At 68.7% G+C, this 19754-nt stretch carries 24 protein-coding genes; 14 read left to right on the plus strand and 10 right to left on the minus strand.

Annotation, left to right across the window (positions count from 1 at the left end; translation table 11 throughout):
- Window positions 1-100 precede the first annotated feature (100 nt).
- Entirely contained in the window at window positions 101-682 is a 582-nt protein-coding gene (locus ACLJOO_RS02895) for a copper resistance protein CopC (RefSeq protein WP_410785199.1), read from the plus strand.
- Window positions 679-1686: a copper resistance D family protein gene (locus ACLJOO_RS02900; protein ID WP_410785200.1), complete on the plus strand. Its 1008-nt coding sequence runs from the start codon at window positions 679-681 to the stop codon at window positions 1684-1686. The genes ACLJOO_RS02895 and ACLJOO_RS02900 overlap by 4 nt, the downstream gene beginning before the upstream one ends.
- Window positions 1687-1772: 86 nt before the next feature.
- Here ACLJOO_RS02900 and ACLJOO_RS02905 read toward each other — a convergent pair whose 3' ends face one another.
- Window positions 1773-3236 carry an MFS transporter gene (locus tag ACLJOO_RS02905; protein ID WP_410785201.1) on the minus strand — a complete coding sequence of 488 codons (1464 nt, stop codon included), beginning with the start codon at window positions 3234-3236 and terminating at the stop codon, window positions 1773-1775.
- Window positions 3237-3354: 118 nt separating this feature from the next.
- Here ACLJOO_RS02905 and ACLJOO_RS02910 point away from each other — a divergent pair, with 118 nt between their 5' ends.
- The 4 genes from ACLJOO_RS02910 to ACLJOO_RS02925 are packed head-to-tail and all read left to right on the plus strand — an operon-like array spanning window position 3355 to window position 5474.
- Window positions 3355-3810, plus strand: a complete 456-nt coding sequence (locus ACLJOO_RS02910) for a MarR family winged helix-turn-helix transcriptional regulator (protein ID WP_410785202.1) — start codon at window positions 3355-3357, stop codon at window positions 3808-3810.
- Window positions 3803-3955: a hypothetical protein gene (locus ACLJOO_RS02915; RefSeq protein ID WP_410785203.1), complete on the plus strand. Its 153-nt coding sequence runs from the start codon at window positions 3803-3805 to the stop codon at window positions 3953-3955. Before ACLJOO_RS02910 ends, ACLJOO_RS02915 begins: the two co-directional genes overlap by 8 nt.
- Before the next feature lie 25 nt (window positions 3956-3980).
- Window positions 3981-4226: an alpha/beta fold hydrolase gene (locus ACLJOO_RS02920; protein ID WP_410785204.1), complete on the plus strand. Its 246-nt coding sequence runs from the start codon at window positions 3981-3983 to the stop codon at window positions 4224-4226.
- A gap of 33 nt (window positions 4227-4259) precedes the next feature.
- On the plus strand, window positions 4260-5474 hold the full coding sequence (locus tag ACLJOO_RS02925; protein WP_410785205.1) for an aminoglycoside phosphotransferase family protein: 1215 nt from the start codon (window positions 4260-4262) through the stop codon (window positions 5472-5474).
- Here the strand turns inward: ACLJOO_RS02925 and ACLJOO_RS02930 are convergent.
- The 6 genes from ACLJOO_RS02930 to ACLJOO_RS02955 form a co-directional block, all read right to left on the minus strand.
- Window positions 5454-6200: a hypothetical protein gene (locus ACLJOO_RS02930; RefSeq protein ID WP_410785207.1), complete on the minus strand. Its 747-nt coding sequence runs from the start codon at window positions 6198-6200 to the stop codon at window positions 5454-5456. The genes ACLJOO_RS02925 and ACLJOO_RS02930 overlap by 21 nt on opposite strands.
- A 68-nt stretch (window positions 6201-6268) precedes the next feature.
- Window positions 6269-7312, minus strand: a complete 1044-nt coding sequence (locus tag ACLJOO_RS02935; protein WP_410785209.1) for a hypothetical protein — start codon at window positions 7310-7312, stop codon at window positions 6269-6271.
- Window positions 7313-7368: 56 nt separating this feature from the next.
- Window positions 7369-8445, minus strand: a complete 1077-nt coding sequence (locus ACLJOO_RS02940; RefSeq protein ID WP_410785210.1) for a hypothetical protein — start codon at window positions 8443-8445, stop codon at window positions 7369-7371.
- A gap of 38 nt (window positions 8446-8483) precedes the next feature.
- Window positions 8484-9287 (minus strand): ABC transporter permease, encoded by an 804-nt coding sequence (locus ACLJOO_RS02945; RefSeq protein WP_410785211.1) that lies wholly within the window; start codon window positions 9285-9287, stop codon window positions 8484-8486.
- Window positions 9287-10069 (minus strand): ABC transporter permease, encoded by a 783-nt coding sequence (locus ACLJOO_RS02950; protein ID WP_410785212.1) that lies wholly within the window; start codon window positions 10067-10069, stop codon window positions 9287-9289. Before ACLJOO_RS02950 ends, ACLJOO_RS02945 begins: the two co-directional genes overlap by 1 nt.
- A 2-nt stretch (window positions 10070-10071) precedes the next feature.
- Window positions 10072-11019, minus strand: coding sequence for an ABC transporter ATP-binding protein (locus tag ACLJOO_RS02955; RefSeq protein WP_410785213.1), 948 nt, complete (start codon window positions 11017-11019; stop codon window positions 10072-10074).
- A gap of 55 nt (window positions 11020-11074) precedes the next feature.
- On the opposite strand from ACLJOO_RS02955, the gene ACLJOO_RS02960 reads away from it, so the two are divergent.
- Window positions 11075-11641, plus strand: coding sequence for a hypothetical protein (locus ACLJOO_RS02960; RefSeq protein ID WP_410785214.1), 567 nt, complete (start codon window positions 11075-11077; stop codon window positions 11639-11641).
- On the opposite strand, the gene ACLJOO_RS02965 is transcribed toward ACLJOO_RS02960, so the two are convergent.
- Window positions 11638-11922, minus strand: a complete 285-nt coding sequence (locus ACLJOO_RS02965) for a TipAS antibiotic-recognition domain-containing protein (protein ID WP_410787110.1) — start codon at window positions 11920-11922, stop codon at window positions 11638-11640. The genes ACLJOO_RS02960 and ACLJOO_RS02965 overlap by 4 nt on opposite strands.
- Between ACLJOO_RS02965 and ACLJOO_RS02970 the strand changes: the two genes are divergently transcribed.
- The gene (locus ACLJOO_RS02970) at window positions 11818-12990 is read left to right on the plus strand and encodes an amidohydrolase family protein (protein WP_410785215.1); all 1173 of its coding nucleotides are present in this window, start codon (window positions 11818-11820) and stop codon (window positions 12988-12990) included. The genes ACLJOO_RS02965 and ACLJOO_RS02970 overlap by 105 nt on opposite strands.
- On the opposite strand, the gene ACLJOO_RS02975 is transcribed toward ACLJOO_RS02970, so the two are convergent.
- Complete coding sequence (locus ACLJOO_RS02975) at window positions 12972-13700, minus strand: SDR family oxidoreductase (protein WP_410785216.1); 729 nt, start codon at window positions 13698-13700, stop codon at window positions 12972-12974. The genes ACLJOO_RS02970 and ACLJOO_RS02975 overlap by 19 nt on opposite strands.
- Window positions 13697-14470 carry a CPBP family intramembrane glutamic endopeptidase gene (locus ACLJOO_RS02980; protein ID WP_410785217.1) on the minus strand — a complete coding sequence of 258 codons (774 nt, stop codon included), beginning with the start codon at window positions 14468-14470 and terminating at the stop codon, window positions 13697-13699. The genes ACLJOO_RS02975 and ACLJOO_RS02980 overlap by 4 nt, the downstream gene beginning before the upstream one ends.
- Before the next feature lie 249 nt (window positions 14471-14719).
- On the opposite strand from ACLJOO_RS02980, the gene ACLJOO_RS02985 reads away from it, so the two are divergent.
- From ACLJOO_RS02985 to ACLJOO_RS03010, 6 genes are all read left to right on the plus strand, one after another.
- A complete protein-coding gene (locus ACLJOO_RS02985; RefSeq protein WP_410785218.1) occupies window positions 14720-15322 on the plus strand; it encodes a MarR family winged helix-turn-helix transcriptional regulator in 603 nt (200 codons plus the stop codon).
- Window positions 15319-16929, plus strand: a complete 1611-nt coding sequence (locus tag ACLJOO_RS02990) for an MDR family MFS transporter (RefSeq protein ID WP_410785219.1) — start codon at window positions 15319-15321, stop codon at window positions 16927-16929. Before ACLJOO_RS02985 ends, ACLJOO_RS02990 begins: the two co-directional genes overlap by 4 nt.
- A 179-nt stretch (window positions 16930-17108) precedes the next feature.
- Window positions 17109-17702, plus strand: a complete 594-nt coding sequence (locus tag ACLJOO_RS02995) for a hypothetical protein (protein WP_410785220.1) — start codon at window positions 17109-17111, stop codon at window positions 17700-17702.
- On the plus strand, window positions 17699-18016 hold the full coding sequence (locus ACLJOO_RS03000) for a hypothetical protein (RefSeq protein WP_410785221.1): 318 nt from the start codon (window positions 17699-17701) through the stop codon (window positions 18014-18016). The genes ACLJOO_RS02995 and ACLJOO_RS03000 overlap by 4 nt, the downstream gene beginning before the upstream one ends.
- Before the next feature lie 32 nt (window positions 18017-18048).
- Complete coding sequence (locus ACLJOO_RS03005) at window positions 18049-18630, plus strand: hypothetical protein (protein WP_410785222.1); 582 nt, start codon at window positions 18049-18051, stop codon at window positions 18628-18630.
- 11 nt (window positions 18631-18641) lie between these two features.
- Window positions 18642-19727 (plus strand): hypothetical protein, encoded by a 1086-nt coding sequence (locus ACLJOO_RS03010; protein ID WP_410785223.1) that lies wholly within the window; start codon window positions 18642-18644, stop codon window positions 19725-19727.
- Window positions 19728-19754 lie beyond the last annotated feature (27 nt).

Raw genomic sequence — 19754 nt, forward strand, 5'->3', positions numbered from 1 at the left:
TTTCGAGCGCATTTCCCGGGGCTCCGGAATTGTTACGGCATAATGACCGATCTGCATTTCTCCAAACCTTTTCCGCTATTTCTCCGACAGGAGGATCCGGATGTCTCTGCCCCTGACGTCCTGGCTCTTGGCACTGCGGCGGAACTGCCCACCGCTCCTCGCCGTCGTCACATTCACCGCCGCCCTGACCCTCGCACCGGCCGCCCCCGCCGCCGCCCACAGCAAGCTCTCCGCCAGTACGCCGGCCAACGGCGCCCGGCTCACGTCGACCCCGTCCGCGCTCGCCTTCACGTTCGACCAGACCCTGCAACCGGTCCCGGGTTGGGACGCGGTCCTGGTGACCGGCCCCGACGGGAACCGCCACCCCGCCCGCTCGGTCCGGATCGAGGGCGACACGCTGCACGCCACCTGCGACCGGCTCGGCACGGCCGGCGTCTACATGATCAGCTACCGGGTGATCTCCGGCGACGGCCACCCGATCGCCGGTCACATCACGATCACCCTCGCTCGGCCCGATCCCGGTTCACGGGCCGCGAACGCGATGGTGATGCCGACCGACGGCGTACCGGCGTGGCTGTGGTTCGCCGAGCTCGCGGTCGTCCTGTTCCTGGTGCGTGGCTTCCGGCGCTGGCGGTCCGATCTGGCCGCTCCACCCGAAGCGGTCGTCAGGGATCAGCGATGAATGTCGCCATCCCGCCCCTCAAGGCCCGGCGCCCGGTCGTCGTCGGGGCGATCGCCACCTTCAGTACGGCGGCCCTGGCCTGGTCCATCGTCGTCACCCGCCCGGCCCCCGAGCCGGGCCTGACCACGACCAGCCCGGGCATCCTCTACACCACCCCGGTCGCCCGCTTCGTCACGAACGTCACGGCAGTCCTCGCCGTCGGCGCCGTACTGCTGCTTCTGCTTCTCGGCTCCAAGGGCAGGGAGAGGTACAGCGCGATCGCCGGTCGCGCCCGGATCATCGGCATCGCCTCCGGCACCGCCTGGGTCACGGCCACCACGACGACGTGGTGGCTCCAGGCCGCGGCGATCTCGCAATCCGGCTGGAAGATGCAGTTCGCAGGCATGGCCTCGTACGTCCTCGACGTCTCCTCAGGTACGGCGCTGGTGGTGACCGTTGTCGCCGCGGGCGGGTACACACTGGCCACCGTCAAGCGCAGACCGGCGCTCGGCTTGGGTACGGCGCTTGTCGGACTGGTCGCCGTACCGGTCACAGGGCACGCCTCGCAGAGTGAGGCTCCCTGGCTCACCACGCCCGCGATCACCGCACACATGTGCGCGGTGAGCCTGTGGGTAGGTGGTCTCGCACTGGTCACAGTGCTTGTCGCCGGCAACCGTTCCGCGTTGGCCCTGGTCCTGCCGCGGTTCTCGACCGTTGCTGGTGGAGCGATCGCCACGGTCGGGCTCACCGGCGTACTGCTTGCGGGACCACGTCTGACGAAGGACATGACCCCCCACCTGTCCGTACTACTTCACGCGCTACTCGAGACCCCTGCGGGCTGGCTGATACTCGGCAAGCTCGCAGCTCTGATGATCCTGGCCGCGACCGGCGGTGCGATCCGCCAGATCCTCCTGCCGGCCGTACGCCGCGAGGAGACGACCGCACTCGCCACACTGGCGACTGTCGAACTCACGGTGATGGCCGTGGCCATCGCACTCGCCACGGTGCTGGCCAGACCGCTGTGAACACAGCAGTGCGGGCCCAGGAGAGTAGACCTGGACCCGCGCTGCGTTCTCTATAAACCGCAACAGCCTGGGAGGGCTGGTTGTTGTCAGGCGGCCGGCGTCATCTCCTCCGCCGCCAGCTCGTCCTGTACGGCGGCCAACTCGGCAGCCTCGGCTTCTTCTGCGGCCCGGCGGGCCCGGAGGCCGTGGAGACCGGTCAGTGCGATGACCAGGCCGAGCGCCGCGATCCCCGTCACGACACCGAGACCCGACTTGTACGCCGACAGCACGCCGGCGGGTGCGGTGACGCCGACGGTCTGGCCGCTGATCACCGCGGTCACGATCGCGAGGACCACCGCGCCGCCCACCTGGTTCGAGGTGTTGAACAGCCCGGAGGCCAGCCCCTGCTCGTGGTCCGGGACCCCGGACACGGCCTGGATGTTCAGCGACGGGAACCCGATCGCGAACCCGAGACCGAGCAGCATGATGGTCGGGAACACGGTCGAGAAGTACGCCGACTCCGGGCCGATCCGCAGCGACAGCGCGTACCCGGCGACGAACAGCGCCATCGCGACGATGATCATCTTCTCGGTGCCCACCCGGTCGACGATCTTGCCGACGTTCGGGGACAGCGTGGCGACCAGCAGTCCGGCCGGGAGGAACCCGAGCGCGGTCTCGAACGACGACCAGCCCAGCAGGTTCTGCAGGTACAGGGTGCCGATCAGCTGGAAGGCGACGTACGAACCGAAGACGGTCAGGATGGCCAGGTTCGCCCGCCGCAGCGACGCGTTGCGCAGGATGCCGAGCCGGACCAGCGGGTGCTTGGTGCGCAGCTCGATCGCGACGAAACCGGCCAGCAGGACGGCGGCGAGCACGAACAGGCCGATGGTCTGCACCGAGACCCAGCCGGCGTGCTCGGCGCCGACGACTGCGTAGACCAGGGACAGCATGCCGGCGGTGACGGTGATCGCCCCCGGTACGTCGTACCCGCCGGCGGCGTTGTCCCGCGGGCTGTTCGGGATCAGCTTGATCGCGAACAGCAGCACGATCAGGGCGACCGGGCCGGGCATCAGGAAGGTCCAGCGCCAGCCGACCTCGGTCAGCGCGCCGCCGAGGATCAGGCCCATCGAGAAGCCGCTGGCGGCGCAGGTGGTGAAGATGCTGAGGGCGCGGTTGCGATCCGGGCCCTCGTGGAAGGTGGTGGTGATGATCGAGAGCGCGGCCGGGGCGGTGAACGCCGCGGCGACGCCCTTCACGAACCGCGCAGCGATGAGCAGTTCGGGGTTGGTCGCCAGTGAGCTCAGCATCGAGACCAAGGCGAAGACGGCGAGGGCGATCAGGAAGACCCTGCGCCGGCCGAGCAGGTCGGCGGTCCGGCCGCCGAGGAGCAGCAGGCCGCCGTACCCGAGCACATAGCCGGTCACGACCCACTGGAGAGAGGCAAGGGAGACGCCCAGGTCGGCGCCGATGGACGGCAGGGACATGCCCACCATGGACACGTCCAGGCCGTCGAGGAAGATCACGCCGCAGACCACCAGGAGCGCTCCCCAGAGGCGCGCGTCCCAAGTCATGCGAGCTGGCGTTGTGGTTTGCGTAGTCACGAGGAGAGACTATTGCATGCGTGTGCATCTAATGTCTAGGCATTAAATGCCTTTGCATTGAATGCGCATGCATGCTATGGTCACCGGCATGACCGTGATGAAGGTCAGCGCTGGACCTGGTGAGACCAGCGCCGATGCGAGTGCAGATGTCAGGGAGTGGCGCGAGCTGCTGGCTCGCCACGCCGACCTGACCTGCGCCCTCGACCGGGCGCTGCAGGCGGGTCATGCACTCGGGATGAGTGAGTACGAGGTGCTCGAGCGGCTCGCGGAGCTGCCGGAGCAGTCTGCGAAGGTGGCGACGATCGCCAAGTCCGTGCACCTGAGCCAGAGTGCGCTGTCCCGCGTGATCGGCCGCCTGGAGGTCGCCGGCCTGGTCGAGCGGCACATGTGCCCCGAGGACCGACGCGCCGTGAACGTCCGGCTGACCGACGAAGGCCTGCGCCGCCAGACCGAGGCCAAGCCGACCCAGCGCCAGGTGCTGGCGCAGCGACTCCATGCCCCACTGGTGAAGACCTGCGAGCCTCTACCATCGGTGGATGGCTGACGAACCGCTCCTGACGCCTGACGACGCCCGCGAGATCATCGGCGACCTGCAGCGCATCGTGACGCCGGACGGCATCCAAGAGACGTTCCAGCTCCGGGCTGCTGTCGCCGGAGTACGACCTCGACGAGACCGAGACCATTGGTGAGGGCAACGAATTCACCCTCGGCCGGGTGCTCGACGAGTTGCTGGAGGTCGACTTCACCGGGGTCACCGAGTTCCCGATCCCGGTACTGATGTTCCTTGGACGGCACGACTACACGACGCCGGCACAGCCTCCCGCGGAGTGGATCGAGGCGGTCGAGGCGCCGTACAAGCAGGCTGTCTGGTTCGAGCACTCGGCGCACCTGGCGCCTTGGGAGGAGCCGGACAAGTTCCTGGTCAGTCTGCTGACCTACGTACGTCCGCTGGCCGGCTAAAAGCAGTTGCATGGGATACATACGCTTCTGCAGGTGAAGGTAACGGCTGTCGTAGTGCGCCCGTCCGACCAGGCGGTCCTGATGCTGCCGTCGGGGCTCCCTCAGGTCGAGCAGTCGGACGACTTGTGGTTCCCGGACGTCGAGCCGGTGCTGCACGCGCTGCGGGATCAGCACGGCGTCGAGGCCGTCGTACTCACGTGTCTGTCCACGGATCCGCTCACCTACCTGATGCTCCCGAGCGGCGAGCCGCCTGCCGGCGCGCGCTGGGTCCACGATTACCCCGTCAGCTCATCCGACCTGCCCGGCTGGACACGTCCGGAGTGGTACGGCGAAGCGCCGCAGTGGATCGCTGAGCGGCTGAAGGCGACGGGCCCGTGGTCGCAGGTGAAATCGTGGGGCCTGTCGAACGTCCTGCGCATCCCGACCGCCGCCGGCGACGTGTATTTCAAGGCGCTCTCGCAGGCGTCGACCGAGCCCGACGTGTTGCCGTTCCTGTTCACGAACGAACCGCTGTTCCTGCAGCGCGCCTCCACCGATCGTCCCGGTACGGTGCCGGCGCCGTTGGCGATCGACGAGCAGCGGGCGTGGATGCTGCTGCCCGACCTCGGTACGCCGCTGGAGGACGAGAGCGACGTCGCGGTGTGGATCGATGCCGTACGCAACCATGCCCGGTTGCAGCGCAGCTATGTCACGGAACCCGAACGGTTGCTGGAGTACAGCTGCACCGACCGACGGCTCGCCGTCCTCGACGCCGAGCTGGATCGCCTGCTCGAACCGAACTCGCTGACGGCACAGCTCGACCCGACGAAGCAGTCCCGGTTGCCGGAGCGCGGGAAACAGTTGCGCGAGGCAATCGTCGAGCTCGCGGACATCGGCGTACCGGAGACCTTGCTGCACGGCGATCTGCACCCACGGAACCTGGCCGTCCGCGACGGTCAGGTCCTCGCCTTCGACTGGACCGACGCGGCGCTAGCACACCCGTTCCTGGACCTGGTGACGTTCACCGAAAAGCGCTCGCCACTGTCGAGCGACCCACGTGTGCTGGACGCGTATCTGCACGAATGGCAGGAGTACGCCACCCCCACCGACCTCCGCCGCGCCCTAACCCTCGCCGAACAACTCGGCACCCTCTACCAAACAATCACCTACCTACACCTAGTCGACCATCTAACCGGCCCAAGCAAGAACTCCATGCTCCGCGGCGGCACGTTCTGGCTGCAGAGCTTGCTAGCGGTGCAGGATTGCTAGTTGGTTGTGTAGGCCTCGGCGGACGGGTGGGTCGAGGTAGCGGTCCCATTCGGGATGGCGTTCGCCGCGGAGTTTTGCGTAGTGGGCGAGGGCTTCGGAGAGGGCGGCCTCGCGAAGGTAGCCGCGGGCGAGGGGCTGTTTGCCGCGGCCGTTCGGGCGGGGGCGGCGCTCGTACGCCGCGTTCGCGGTGAAGATGCCGAGTCCGTAGAAGACTGTGATCAGGTCGGTGAGTGGCTCGTGGTCGGGCCGGCGCGCGAGCGAGATGCGGCCGCTGCCGAGGAGCAGCTCGTGGCCGACCTCGTGGGCGTAGATCGCGATCAGCGCGACCGGATCGGCCGTCAGCGCCGGTGCGAGCTGGATCTGGTTCCGGCCGTTCCCGCGGATCCAGCGCCCGGACTGTTCCTTCACCACGAGACCGCCGACCGGGCGTCGTACGCCGTTCAGTTCGAAGCTCAGCCCGCACTGGCCGGGCCGGAGATCCATGCGGTTGTCGACCCGGCCGCACAGCTCGGTCGCGGCGGCCACGCTTCCGTCGTACCCGTCCGGGATCAGGTCGGCCGGCACCGCGATCGGGCGGAGCAGGACGTCGCGGCCGAACTCGGTCACCAGCCAGTCCATCGACGTACGGATCCAGCGCCGGCTGCCGCCCGGCAACCGTTCGCGGGGCGCCTTCAGCTGGGAGCGCAGCTGCTGACTTCGGCGGATCATTCCGATTGGATTCCTCACCCGCCGGATCATGCCTGTCCGACGCCACGGCAAACCTCACGGTTCCGCAGCGTCACCACAAGTTGACATCAGGTCAGCGGTGCGCCTTCCTGGATCGACGCGATCTCCGCGTCCTTCACCAGCGACGCGAGCCGGGCGAAGGTGCGGATCCGGACCGCCCGGTCGACCTCGGCCGGCATCGCCGGGAGGATCGATTCCGGGAACAGCAGGTGCCGGCGGAAGCAGTACGCCGCCAGCGCGTCGGAGGCGCCGCGCTCCCCCAGGTACCCGAGCGTCTGCAGCGCCGAACGCCGTCCGGGGACCCGCTCGACCGCCTGATTGGCGAGGAAGATCCCGAACCCGTGGAACACCGCGAACAGATCGGTCAGCGCCTCGGCGTCCGGACGGCTCCGGTCGATCAGGTGATACCCCCAGAGCACCTCGTGCCCGAGCTCATGGGCGGTGGCGGCAACGACCGCGGCCGGGTCGGCGAGAGTGGTTGCCGACAGCATCACCGCGGTCCCCTCGAGGCCGCCGGCCCGCAGATCCAGCCAGGCCGCCCGCGATCCACTCCCGGCCGGCGTCGACCAGATCGCCTCGGCGCGCCGGCACAACTCGGCCCGGCGGTCCAGGTCCGTCTCCTGGAGGATCGCCGTACTGCGTTTCACCTCGGCCTGCAGCTCCCGCTCGGCGAGCACGTTGATCTCGGGCGCGAACCCGGCAGCGGCCAGCGCGTCCACCTCGGACGGGGTCATCGTTGCCCGCAGCCCCGAGATCGCAATCAGGTCGCTGCCCTGCTCGGCGTTCAGCCGGTGCACGGCCGCGCTGCGGGCGGCGGCGCGGACCTCTTCCATCCGGAAGCTGAACCGGATCCGGTCGTCAGGTACCTCCATCCACGCACAGACCCGCAGACAGAGTTCACGTGCCGCGCGCTCGGAACCGTCGTACCCGGCGGGTACGAACTCGCTGGGCAGCACCGGCCGCCGGCGAAGCGGCTCGACCCCGAACCGGCCGATCAGCCAGTCCAGCGAGTCCTCGATCCACTGCTCCGGCCCACCGGGCAGCAGGACCTTCGGTCCGTACAGCTGCTCTCGATGTCGTTGCCGGCGGCGCCAAGCACCGATCAGATTCATACCGGAAATGACGCGGCCGCCCGAACCCCCGTTCCATCAGCAATGTTGCAGCTGGATCACCAACCCAACACGGTCGGCGGACCGCCAACTAGTTCCTCGAGACGGGCCAAGAAACGGGCCCGTGGCTCCGGGTCGAGAGCCTGATGCCACGCCGGGACAAGCGGTCCGTCGCGAACCAGTTGGTGCTGCCGGAAGCGGTACACGGCGAGCGCTTCGGCGACTGCTCGTTCGCCGAGGTAGCCGAAGGTTTCGACGGTCGGCGTGCCGAGTGTGGTCTCGTCGAGCGCGGCGTTGGCGTGGGCGATCCCGAATCCGTGCAGTACGGCGTACAGGTCGGTCAACGGCTCACGGAGCGGACCAGCGCCGCCGGGCACATCGGAGGACATGAGGACCTGGTGGCCGAGTTCGTGCGATGCCGCCGCGATCAGCACGGTCGGGTCGGTGAGGATGTCGGAGCCGAGCATCACCGCGCTGTATCCGGGCAGCAGCTCGACACCGGGAAGGCAGTAGGTCAGATCCGTCCAGCGCCCCGCCGCCGACGACTCGCGTGCGGAAACCTGCGGGTCCGGACGATCCGGCTGCTGCTCGAGCTCGGCCTGCCGCGCCGGGTCCGGCTCGGTCGCGATCTGCCGGCAGCGGACCAGTTCGGTGAGGAAGTCGAGGAACGCGAACCGCTGGATCTCGGGCAGCAGCCCGTCGTCCTCCAGTAGCTCTTCCAACCGATCGTCGGACGTGGTGCCGAGCAACCGCGAGTACTTCCGTACGGCGGCGATGTCCTCGGGTGCCGCGCCGCGGAGCGCGGGATGGGTCTGCGCGACGTACGCGTCGACGATCGTGGCGCCGAGCAACTGACCGGCCTCGACGACCTTCTCCAGCTGGAAGCTGAACCGGATCCGCTCGGACGGGATGCCCATCCGCTCACTCACCTTCAGGCACACCTCGCGGGCCGCCGCCTCCGACCCGTCGTACCCGTCCGGCACGAACTCCCCCGGTACGACGGCCGGCTGCCGCAGCGCATCGGTGCCGAAATGACCGGTGAGCAGCCGCAACGACTCCTCGACCCACCGCGCCGACCCACCGGGCACCTCAACTTTCGGCGCCCGCACCAGATCGCGGAAGGACATATCGGTCATGCCAGCTCCGACGGATCCGCACGCCTCTGCGGTTCCACCTACTTGAGGAGCAGCTTGCCGAGGCGGCGCGAGGCGACGTACATGCCGAGGGTGCCCATAGCGGCCAGGTAGAGGGCGTGGATCAGCAGGAACCAGCCGACGTTGCCGGTGCTGAAGGCACGTTCCAGTACGACGCCTTGGTAGAGCGGGGTGATCTCGACCAGCCAGCGGATCGCGCCGGGGTAGGTCTCGACCGGGTAGAAGGTGGCCGAGAAGAGGAACATCGGCATGATCGCCAGCTGCACGAACTCGAAGTCCTGCCAGCTGCGCATGAACGTGGTCAGCGCCATCCCGGCGCCCGCGAACGCGAACCCGATCAGCACCGAGGCGGGCAGCGCCAGCAGCGCCCACCACGACGAGATCAGGCCCATGATCAGCATCACCACGATGAACATCGCCGAGTAGATCGCCCCGCGCAGCAGCGCCCAGGTGACCTCGCCGGTCGCGACGTCCCACGGCCGCAGTGGCGTCGCGAGCATCGAGTCGTAGAGCTTGGCGTACTTCATCCGGAAGAAGATGTTGTACGTCGAGTCGAAGATCGCACCGTTCATCGCGGAGCTGGCGAGCATCGCCGGCGCGACGAACGCGGCGTACGCGATCTTCGTGCCGTCGGACAGGGTGAAGTCGCCGACCAGGTGGGCGACGCCGATGCCGATCGAGAGCAGGTAGAAGACCGGCTCGAAGAAGCCGGACAGGAACACCACCCATGACCGCCGGTAGAGCAGGAAGTTCCGCTCGACGATGTGCCGCCCGCCGCCGAGCCGCACCGGAACGGGCAGGACCCGCGCTGCAATGGTCGCCATCAGCCGATCAGCTTCTTGGTGAAGCCGCGGACGGCGAGGCGGGTGCCGACGAGGAACCAGGCCAGCAGGTAGGCGAGGTTGCCGAGGGCCAGCAACGGGTTCACCGTGCCGAGGCTGAGGTTTCGGGAGAGGTCGACCGCGTGCCACAGCGGACTCACGTACGCCAGCCACTCGATCCAGTCCGGCAGCTGCGAGACCGGGAAGAACGCCCCGGAGAACAGGAATGCGGGCACCACGCCGAACCGGAACACCATCGCGAAACCGGAGTCGTTGTCCAGGATCGTCGCGTACGCCGCGATCGGACTGGCGACCGCCATCCCGACGAGCAGCGCGACCGGCAACCCGAGCACCCCGAGCGGTGACTTCAGCCCGCCGAACAGCGTGATGATCACCAGGAACACCGCGCACGAGGTGAACACCCGGAACGCGATGAACGCGAGCTGCCCGTACACCACATCCGCCGGTCGCAGCGGCGTCGCGATCATCGAGTGGTAGAACTTCTGCCACTTCAGCCCACTCATCACCGGGTACGTCGCCTCGCCGACCGCGATCTGCATCGCGGTGGACGCCAGCAGACCCGGCGCGATGAACTGCAGGTAGCTGACCCCGCCGAGCGCACCGGTCCCGTTGCTGTCCACGAACGACCCGAGCCCGATTCCCATCGCGGCCAGGTAGAGCATCGGCAGCAGGAAGCTGCTGATCATCGTGCCCTTCCAGGTCCGCTTGTAGACGGTCAGCCAGTAGTCGAACATCCGGCGACCGTTCTCCACAGCAACAGCCATGTCTAGTCCACCAACGTTCGGCCGGTGAGTCTCAGGAACACGTCCTCCAGGGTGGAGCGGCGTACCAGGACGGCGGCCGGTTCCAGGCCGCGCTCGTGGACGGCGGCGACCGCGTGCTCGCCGTCGTCGGTGTAGAGCAGCAGCCGGTCCGGCAGTACTTCGATGCGCTCGGCCAGGTCCTCGACCTTGCCCGCCAGCGCGTCGTGGTCGGCGAGCATCACGTCCGGCCCGAACCGCAGTTCGGTCACCTCACGCGTCGAGTAGTCGCGGATCAGGTCGGCCGGGGATCCCTCGGCCGCGATCAGGCCGCCGTCCATCACCACGAGCCGGTCGCACAACTGCTCGGCCTCGTCCATGTAGTGCGTGGTGATGATCAGCGTGACGCCGGCCTGTTTGAGCCGGAACAGCTTGTCCCACAACAGATGCCGGGCCTGCGGGTCGAGTCCGGTGGTCGGCTCGTCCAGCAGCAACAGGTCGGGCTTGCTGACCAGCGAGCGCGCGATCGTCAGCCGGCGCTTCATCCCGCCGGACAACTCGTCGACCTTGACCTTCGCCTTCTCGGTCAGCGCCACGAACTCGAGCAGCTCGTCCGCACGCTCACGACACTCGGCCCGACTGAGACCGAAGTACCGCCCGTAGATCGTCAGGTTCTCCCGGACGCTGAGCTCGGTGTCGAGGGTGTCGTCCTGCGGGCAGACGCCGAGCCGCGCGCGGATCGCCGGCCCGTCGGCGGCCGGGTCCAGGCCGAGGATCTCGAGGGTGCCGCCGCTGATCGGTGAGACCGCGCCGATCATCCGCATCGTCGACGACTTGCCCGCACCGTTCGGTCCAAGAAACCCGAACGCCTCACCCCGCCACACGTCCAGGTCGATGCCACGAACCGCCTCGAAGTCGCCGTACGACTTGCGCAGCCCGCGGACGTGAACCAGAGACTCCCGCTGCTCACTCACCTGACTGACACTAGACGCACCTCCGGACAGTTTCTTGCGGTTTTGGGCGGGCGGGATGGCATTCACTGTTGACGATCTTCGGCGGCTGAGCGACCTCACGGTCAACGCCTGGCAGGACGGCATCGACCGGGACTGGTCGGCCCCCGCAGGCGGCCTGACCTGGAGCTGTCTGCAGACGGCCGACCACACCGTGGACACCGTGATCGCCCCGGCGATCTTCCTGGCTTCGCGGAAGCTGGACGGCTATCCGGCGTACGGGATCGGGACACCGGGCCCGGACGTGTCTCCCCCGGTCCTTGTCGAGGCGTTGCAGACCGCCACGAGGATCCTGGTCGCGGTGGTCCGCGAAGCCGGCCCGGACGACCGGGCGGTGATCTGGCGGCGGCCACACGTCGAGACCCGCGGACCGGCGGACTTTCCACCCCGGGCAGGCCTGGAGCTGATCCTGCACTCGTACGACGTCTGTCAGGGGCTGGGCATGCCGTTCGAACCGCCGGCGGACCTGTGCGAACGTCTGCGGGAGCACACCCGCAACTGGCCGATGTGGGCGAGCCCCGGCTGGTCGTCGCCGACGGACGACCCAGACCCTTGGGGCGACCTGCTCCGGGCCTCCGGCCGCTAGCTCGGCTGGAACCCGAGCCGCTGGACCGCGTACGCGCGGACTCCGGCAGCCAGCCACTCCGGCAGATCCCGGTCCACCATCTCGATGATCGCTCGCTGGTCCGCGTTGCCCACCAGGAGATCCCCGAGCGCGTAGTAGGACGCCGGTGTGGCCGGCCACAGCTCCAGCACGCCTTGGTGGTGTTGCTCGATCAGCTCGAACCCCTCCGGCGAGTCCGGCAGTACGCCGCGATCTCGCGCGGCCGCCATTCGCAGCAGCAACCGACGACCCTCGTCGCCCAGCCGCTCGTAGTCCTCGCGGGTCCAGCCGTCGGTCTCCCGGACGGCCTTCTCGAACCCTTCCGCGGGACGCCGCGCTCGTCGTTCCGTACTTCGAGTATCGGAGCCACCGCGCCGGGCGGGCATCCGACGATCGCGTTCCCGCCGATCCCCTACGTCACTGGGCCGGACGACGCGAAGCAGTTCGTCGCGGACCGGGTCGCCGAGGGCGCCGATCACCTGAAGCTGATCTACGACGACGGCTTCGGCGCGGGCCTGAACCTCCCGACGCTGGAGCCACGCACCGTACAGGCGCTGGCCGACGAGGCGCACGCCCATGGGCTCACAGTGGTAGCGCACGTGTCGACGGCTGCCGGTGCGGTCACGGTCGTCGAGTGCGGCGTCGACGTACTCGCACACGTACCGTCCGACCTCATGTCCCCAGAGGACGTCGAAGCCGTGGCTGACGTTGCTGTCATCGCGACGCTTGGTGTTCTCGCGGACGGGTTCAATGGGCCGTCCGGCCACCTGCCGTTGCTGGACGAACCAGAGCTGATCGCACGCATGCCTGCGCTCTGGCAGCAACTGCTGGACGAGCAGTCCCGTCGCTGGATGCCCCCGGAGCCGCCAGACGGTACGGCGGCTCGCGCCAACACGCTGGCGTTGCACCAGGCCGGCGTACGCGTGCTGGCCGGGACAGACGCACCGAACCCGGGCCTGGTGTTCGGAGCGTCGCTACATCGGGAGCTAGTCCAACTGGTGCGTGCAGGCCTCACGCCGGCGGAGGCGGTCGTGGCTGCAACCAGTGCACCCGCTGAGGTGTTCGGACTAGCGGACCGGGGCCGACTGACAGTCGGCGCGCGTAGTGACCTGTTGCTGGTCGACGGGAACCCACTGGCCGACATCACTGCCACACAACGGATTCGCCATACCTGGGTCGGCGGCGAGCAAGTCAGGCCGGAGGAGTACGCCGGCAGCGAGCAGGAGCTGGCCGGCATTCGCTTCTTGGGTGAGACAACGGACCGGATCGTCGCGGCGCTGCGGAGCTGTTCCCAGGGCTTCCGTAGGCGCCGTCAGCCTCTTCCTACGTAGGGCATTCCGGCTGCCATGACCGTCAGGGTCGGGACTGCGACGGACGTCGGCAGTTGCGCGATCTGCACCACGAAGTCGGCCACGATCTTCGGGTCGAACGTCGGCTCGACCGCGATCGAGCCGTCCGGCTGGAGCACGCCCTGCTCCATCCGGGCGGTCATCGCGGTCGACGCGTTGCCGATGTCGATCTGGCAGGCGGTGATGCCGTGCGCGCGCCCCTCCAGTTCGAGGCCTTTGGTCAGACCGCTGATCGCGTGCTTGCTCGCGGTGTACGCGATCCCCTGCGGCCGCGGCACATGCGCCGAGATCGACCCGTTGTTGATGATCCGCCCGCCCTTCGGGTCCTGCCGCAGCATCACGTCGTACGCCGCCTGCGCGCAGAGGAACGACCCGGTCAGGTTGGTGTCCACCACCTGCCGCCAGTCCTCCTCCCGCACGTCCTGCACCGCCGCGGCCGGAGACCCGGTGCCCGCGTTGTTCACGAGTACGTCGACCCGCTCGAGCCCCCCGAAGAACCGCCGTACCGCACCCCCATCAGCAACATCCAGTACGGCGAGCTCGACCCGGCCCTCGCCGAGCGCGACCGTCTCGCGCAGCTTGTCCTCCGTCCGCCCGGTCACCCACACCTGGAACCCGGCCCCCGCCAACGCCAGAGCCATCTCCCGCCCCAGCCCTGACCCACCACCGGTAACCACTGCAACCCGCGTCATGCCGTCACCCTTCTATCTCGCCGGACTGCCGTCCAGAATGGCAGCAACGCCGCAGCGACCGCGGTGAGGACCAGGAACTCCACCCAGACCCCCTGGCCGAGCGGAGGAACCAGCTCCTCCATGAGGTTCCACGCCGCGTGCAGCAGGATCGCCGCAGGCACGCCTCCTCGCAGGCGCTCGCTGACGAACAGCATCAAGAACGTCAGCGGGAACAACTCCAGGAAGAACGTCAGCCCTTCCTGCGTGAACAGCCCGTCGTCGTGCTGACCTGTGCCGCTCAAGAAGTACAGCGGCAAGTGCCACACGCCCCAAGCCGCTCCCAGCACCACGGTCGTCCGGAGCGGCCCGAAGTACTCACGAAGTCGCGGCTGCACGTACCCACGCCACCCGAACTCCTCCGACACCGGCCCAGCCAGGAAGGTGTACGCCGCAGCGCCGAGCACTCCCCCAGCACCAGAGATGACCGACGCGGCGTGATCAGGCAACGCCGGCAGGTCCCCCATCACCGCCGACGCCACGAGTGGCGGCAGCGCACCGAGTACGACGGCAGCGGCCGGCCACACCAGCGACCACCGGACGACGCGCCGCCGCTCCCGGTACCGCAGCCACATCACCAACGCGGCCAGCGACGGCCCCGACGCCGCCAGCGCGAACACAAGACTGCCTGCGCCCTCGTCCGGATTCACACCGAGGATGCCGAGGACTCCCCACGGCACCCAGGTCAGGACGAGACAGACGACTCCGAACTCCAGCAACCGCCGCTTGATCACCGCCCCAGCCTTCTCGTGGGCGCAGCGTCCGGCCAGGGTGCTGGACCGACCTCCGCTGGGGATGCCAGCACCACCCACGCCGGAATCCGCGTCACAAAACGCACCCTTCCGCCGTCGAAAGAGGGGGAGACAGATGACTCCACTGCGGACAGTGACCAGCCGGCGACCGAGAGCAAATGAGTGGCGGCTCACTTGAAGACTTTGGAAACTCATTTGCGTGTATCACGCAAGCATGTATATGCTTGCAGCATGCAAGTAAACGACGCGTACACCCCACAGACCCCCATCGAGGGCGTCATGCACGCGTTCACCCGGATCGGGCGCCGCCTGAAGGCCAAGCAGCCCGGCGACACGCTCGACCACAGCGCGCACATCGTGCTGTTCGCGCTGCGGTGCAACGGTGCCCTGCGGCTGTCCGACCTCGCCGGGAAGCTGGAGCTCGACGCCTCCACCGCGAGCCGCCACGTGCGGTCCCTGGAGCAGCTCGGCCTGATCCGCCGCTCCCCCGACCCGGACGACGGACGCGCGTTCCGCGTCGAGCTCACCGAGCAGGGCATCGAGCAGTGGGAGGCCAGCGCCCGGCACCGGATGGAGGTGCTCAGCGCGGCCATGGAGGGCTGGTCCGACGAGGACGTGCAGACGTTCGAGCGACTGATGACCCGGTTCGCGGACGGCGTCGCCGCCCGCACCGAGGCCCCCAGCAGCGCCGCCTGGGCCGACAAGGGCTGGGCCGCGGTCGCCCCGCGACTGCAGTCCGCCGCGGCCGAGCGCCGTACCGACAAAGACTCCGCGCCCGGCAGCGACCCTGCCGCCCGCGAGAACAACGACAACAACCTGGAGAGCACCAGATGAGCACCACAGAACCCGCCACCGCCGGCGGGGCTGCACCAACCGACGGTGGTCCCAACTACCTGTCCCACAAGCAGATCCTGGTCGTCCTCGGTGGACTGATGGCCGGCATGTTCCTCGCCGCCCTCGATCAGAGCATCGTGGGTACGGCGCTGCCGCGGATCGTCAGCGACTTCAACAGCCTGGACAAGCTGTCCTGGGTGGTCACGGCGTACCTGCTGACCTCGACCGCCTCCACGCCGCTGTGGGGCAAGATCTCCGACCTCTACGGCCGCCGCCCGCTGTTCATGGCAGCCATCATCACCTTCCTGGCCGGCTCGGTACTGTCCGCGCTGGCGCAGAACATCGAGATGCTGATCGGCTTCCGGGCCGTCCAGGGTCTCGGCGCCGGCGGTCTGATGGCGCTGGCCTTCGCCACCATCGGCGACGTGATCCCGCCGCGCGAGCGCGGTAAGTACATGGGGTACTTCGGTGCCGTCTTCGGCCTGTCGTCCGTGGCCGGCCCGCTGCTCGGCGGCCTGCTCACCGACGGTCCCGGCTGGCGCTGGATCTTCTGGATCAACCTGCCGATCGGCCTGGTTGCCCTGGGCATCGTTGCCGTCGTACTCCGGCTGCCGCACGTGAAGCGGTCGCACAAGATCGACTACCTCGGCGCCAGCACCGTCGCAGCGGCCGTCACCGCACTGTTGCTGGCCGTCTCCTGGAGCGGTCCGGACAACGGCTGGGGCAGCACCACCACGATCGCTCTGCTGGTCGCGGCCGTCGTCCTCGCCGTCGGGTTCGTGCTGATCGAGCTGCGGGTGGCCGAGCCGATCATCCCGATGGACCTGTTCAAGGGCCGGATCTTCTCCGGGTACGCCGGTTTCGCGTTCCTGCTCGGCTTCGCGATGTTCGGTGCGCTGATCTTCCTGCCGCTGTACCTGCAGGCGGTCAAGGACATGTCACCGACCCGCTCCGGTCTGGCGCTGCTACCGATGATCGTCGGAATCTTCTCCGCGTCGATCCCCAGCGGTCAGCTGATGAGCAAGACCGGCCGGTACAAGATCTACCCGATCATCTCCGCGGTCATGGTCGGCGCCGCGATGGTGCTGCTGTCCACGCTGAGCATGACCACGCCGTACTGGCAGCTGGCGATCTACATGTTCGTGATGGGCGCCGGGCTGGGCCTATCGATGCAGATCACCGTCACCGCGGCACAGAACAGCGTGCCCCGGCAGCACATGGGCACCGCGACCTCGACGATGACCTTCTTCCGCTCCATGGGCGGCGCGATCGGTACGGCGGTCTACGGCGCCGTACTGACCACCCGGCTGAAGGACCACCTGACCGACATCGTCCCGAACGCCGCGCAGGGCATGGTCGACGGACTGGCCAAGGCGGCGAACAGCGTCCAGGCGCTGCACGCCCTGAAGCCGCCGATGAAGGGCTGGGCCCTGCAGGGTCTGGTCGACGCGATGGGCGACGTGTTCCTGGTCTCCCTGCCGTTCCTGGCGATCGCGCTGATCCTCGCGGTCATCACGCCGGAGCAGCGGCTGGCCGGCCGCAACGACGGCCCGAAGGCCGAGGGCGAGGACTCGCTGGAGTCCTCCGCCGCCGCGGCCATGCACTGAGGCCTTGTACTGAGGCGCGTCACCGAACTGAGACCGAACTTCGGTTGACCTACCCGACAGCCGCCCTGGAAAGCTTCCCAGGGCGGCTGTTCTTGTGCTGTCCACGAGCAGGACGGCCGCCTGACCCCTCCGGGGACTTAGTTTCGACACGTACCGCAACGACAGGGACTGCCGCACGGATGAAAACACTTGACCGGCCGCTGGACGACGACGACCGCGCGATGGCCGACATCGCCGAGGTCCGCGACTGGCGGCGCCTTGCCGGCCCGCAGGCGGGCGAGACCGGGCCGCTCCCGGTTCGCCGCCTGATTCGTCGTGTGAAGTCGGGGACGAACTGGAAGCCGTGGCCGATCAACCGCCGTACGGTGATCGACGACCAGCTCGACGGCTGGGGCTTCCTGACCCGCCGCAACACCGAGCTCGCGGTGTACGACGACCAGGTGCTGCCGCACAGCCCGTTCAGCGGCTGGGTCGCGTTCGCGATCGAGCGCAACGACATCGAGGCGGCGGCCGCCGGGCTCGACGAGCACTGGCCCGCGAAATTCGACCTCGCCTGCCGGCACTGGGGACAGCCGTCGTACGTCGGAATCGAGAGCAAGACCGGATTCGAGGACGACTGGGCCCCCGGCGCCGGTATCGACCGCCGCCACCTGGCGGTCTGGACGCCCCCGGGCGCCGAGATCCATCTGTACAGCAACAAGCCGACGGCGAGACCGCTGTCGGTGTCGGTCGGAATCAACTACACGGTCTACCTCAACGAGGAGGGCTCATGACAGCAGTCGACGAGCGCCGGGCAGCCCGGACCGCTCTGCGCGACCAGATGGCGAACGGCGACACCGCGCCGCCCACCGGAGAGCAGAGCAGCGTGTCGCCGCAGGCCTTGGCCGAGACGTCTCGACGCGTCGCGGCGATGGTGGGCGGCGGGCCGACCGGTCTGTCCCCCGACCTGCTGAAGAGCGTCCAGGCCGCGTCGCGTCCTGCGGTCGCCCCGGGGCAGGCGCGCACCGGTGAGACTTCCGGCGTACGCAACGAATCCAGCCGGTTCGAGCGCGGCACCGGCACCGGCAAGAACACGCCCGAACGCTAGACCACAGCACTGACGGAAGGAACAAGCCCGGAATGAAAACCCAGGACAGGCCACTCGACGAGGACGCAGCAGCGATCGCCGACTTCGCCGAGATCGCCGACTGGCACCCGATCGCCGGACCGGACAACGACGACACCGGCCCCGAGGTGGTCAAGGCGATCGTGCAGCGGGTCACGGCGGTCACCGACTGGCAGCCCTGGCCGCTCTCGCCAGGACAGCAGATCGACGACGTGCTCGCCTCGTGGGGATTCACCACCAAGCGCGGCAGCACCATCGTGGTCTTCCCCGGGCTCGCGTTCGCGGACGCCCGCAACAGCGGCTGGTCGGCGTACGAGATCAGCCCCGACGACGTCCCGGCGGCCGAGGCCGGACTCGACCAGGCCTGGCCGGCGATGCTCGAGCTGGCGCGCAAGCACCTCGGTGAGCCGGACTACGTGGGCGACGACAGCAGCCCGCACTTCGTCGACGAATGGCGCCCCGGTGCGGGCGCCGACAAGCGGCACCTGGCCGCCTGGGTCCGCCCGGGCGCGCAGTTCCACCTGTTCAGCAGCAAGCCGACGCGGGAACCGCTGACCGAAGCGGTGGGCGTCACGTACGCGGTCTACATCGACTAGGAGTTCGAGAAATGTCGCAGCCCACCGAAGGCCCGCAGCCGCAACGCACCTGGACCGAGACGCTCGACTGGCTGGCGAGCCAGCCGCAGCAGACCCTGGACACCGTGTCCGCTCTCGGCCAGTTGAAGCAGAACGAACTCGACCGACTCATCCAGCAGGCCCAGAAGGTGCCGCTGAAGGACAAGGTGCAGCAGAAGGTCTCGAACGTCGTCTCTCGGGTCGAGGCGATCTACGACCGGGAGACGCAGCGCCTGAGCGACATGGCCGAGCGCCTGCAGAGCCAGGCCGGCCAGTACCTGAACGCCGGTCAGGAATGGGCCAACCAGCAGGTCCAGGCAGGTCGTCAATGGGGTAGCCAGCAGATCCAGGCCGGGCGCGAGGGCTTGCAGGCCGGGCGTGAGTGGGCCGGTCAGCAGGCCCAGGCCGGTCGCGAATGGGCCGGTCAGCAGGTCGACCGCGCCGCCGCGTTCGGCAGCCAGCAGGTCGACCGCGCAGCCGCGTTCCGTGACCGGCAGGTCGACCGTGCCGTGGAGTTCGGTCAGCAGGCCGTCGGCACCTACCAGGCCGGCGTCGAGGCGGCCGGCCGCGGCATCCAGGCCGGTCGCGAATGGAGCGGCCAGCAGGTCGACCGCGCCACCGCGTTCGGCGGTCGTCAGGTCGACCGGGCCACTGAGCTCGGCGGGCGCGCGATGGACGCCGGACGCGATCTGCGCGACCGGGCGGGGCGCTGGCTGGACGCCCAGAAGGGTCGCGTGACGCGAGCTGCCGAGGGCGCCCGCGCGACCATCGCCATGGCGAGGTTCGACGGGAACATGCCGGGCGTGACGACGCAGGACCTGACGCAGCTGAGCCAGCAGCACAGCCGCATCATGACCGGCCCGACGCTGGAGTCCCGCCTGGAAGCGGCCCAGGCCGTCGCCCAGCAGCTCCAGTCGCAGGTCGAGGCTCAGGGCGCGCAGGCCGCGCTCGGCGGCATGGCCCCGGCTGGAAAGGCCGTCACCCAGGGTCAGGGCACGCAGACCCAGTCCTCGACGGAGCAGGGCGCCGTCAACCTGCAGAAGAACAACAACGAGAACAAGGGCATCGGCAGTCGCTGATCACCTGCAACACCACTGAAGACGCCG

Origin of the sequence: Kribbella sp. C-35, assembly GCF_046549195.1 — a bacterium.
Classification (GTDB): Bacteria; Actinomycetota; Actinomycetes; order Propionibacteriales; family Kribbellaceae; genus Kribbella.